The organism is Moorena sp. SIO3I6 (assembly GCF_010672095.1).
Genome location: NZ_JAAHHU010001659.1, coordinates 1 through 1094 on the forward strand (window position 1 = coordinate 1; position 1094 = coordinate 1094).

1 protein-coding gene is annotated in these 1094 nt (G+C 51.8%); it reads left to right on the top strand.

All coding sequences use genetic code 11. The annotated features are described in order from the left end of the window. A partial coding sequence (locus tag F6K49_RS52075; RefSeq protein ID WP_293110889.1) for a WD40 repeat domain-containing protein occupies nt 1–940 on the top strand: 940 nt, incomplete at its 5' end. Nucleotides 941–1094: the final 154 nt, after the last annotated feature.

Consider the following 1094-nt stretch of genomic DNA (forward strand, 5'->3'; position numbering starts at 1 on the left):
ATCGAGTGTAGCCTTCAGCCCGGATGGACAGAGGCTGGCCACTGCTTCATTTGACAACACTGCCAGAATTTGGGACAACCAGGGCAATCAAATCGCCCTGCTCACCGGGCATAATGCCTCCCTAAGGAGTGTAGCCTTCAGCCCGGATGGACAGAGGCTGGCCACTGCTTCATTTGACAAAACCGCCAGAATTTGGGACAACCAGGGCAATCAAATCGCCGTGCTCACTGGACATCAAAACTTTGTATGGAGTGTAGCCTTCAGCCCGGATGGACAGAGGCTGGCCACTGCTTCATTTGACAAAACCGCCAGAATTTGGGACAACCAGGGCAATCCATTAGCCCTGCTCAGAGGGCATCAGTCCTGGGTATCAAGTGTAGCCTTCAGCCCGGATGGACAGAGCCTGGCCACGGCTTCATGGGACAGAACTGCCAGAATTTGGGACAACCAGGGCAATCAATTAACCATCTTCACAGGGCATCAGGACAGGGTATCAAGTGTAGCCTTCAGCCCGGATGGACAGAGCCTGGCCACGGCTTCATGGGACAGAACTGCCAGAATTTGGGACAACCAGGGCAATGAAATCGCCGTACTCACCGGGCATCAGGGTGCAATATCAAGTGTAGCCTTCAGCCCGGATGGACAGAGGCTTGTCACTGCTTCAGATGACGGCACTGCCAGAATTTGGGACAAAAAGGGCAATCCATTAGCCGTGCTCATTCGGCATCAGGACTCGGTAAATAGTGTAGCCTTCAGCCCGGATGGACAGAGGCTGGCCACTGCTTCAAATGACAACACTGCCAGAATTTGGAAGGTTGAAAGTTTAGGTGAGCTGCTGCGTCGGGGCTGTGACTTGCTGGAAGATTACTTTGTTAGGAATCCTGGAGCTAAGGAGAAGTTATGGGTATGTCGGGAAGAGGGAAGAGGGAACAGGGAATAGGGAACAGGGAATAGGGAATAGGGTTGCTTCACAACTGATCAATGTCATCCATACTCAACCCAGTATATTGAGCAATATCCTTCAGGGATAACCCTGCGGCCTTCATCTGTTTAACAACCTTTTGTATACCTGCTTGTTCACCTGCTTGTTGACC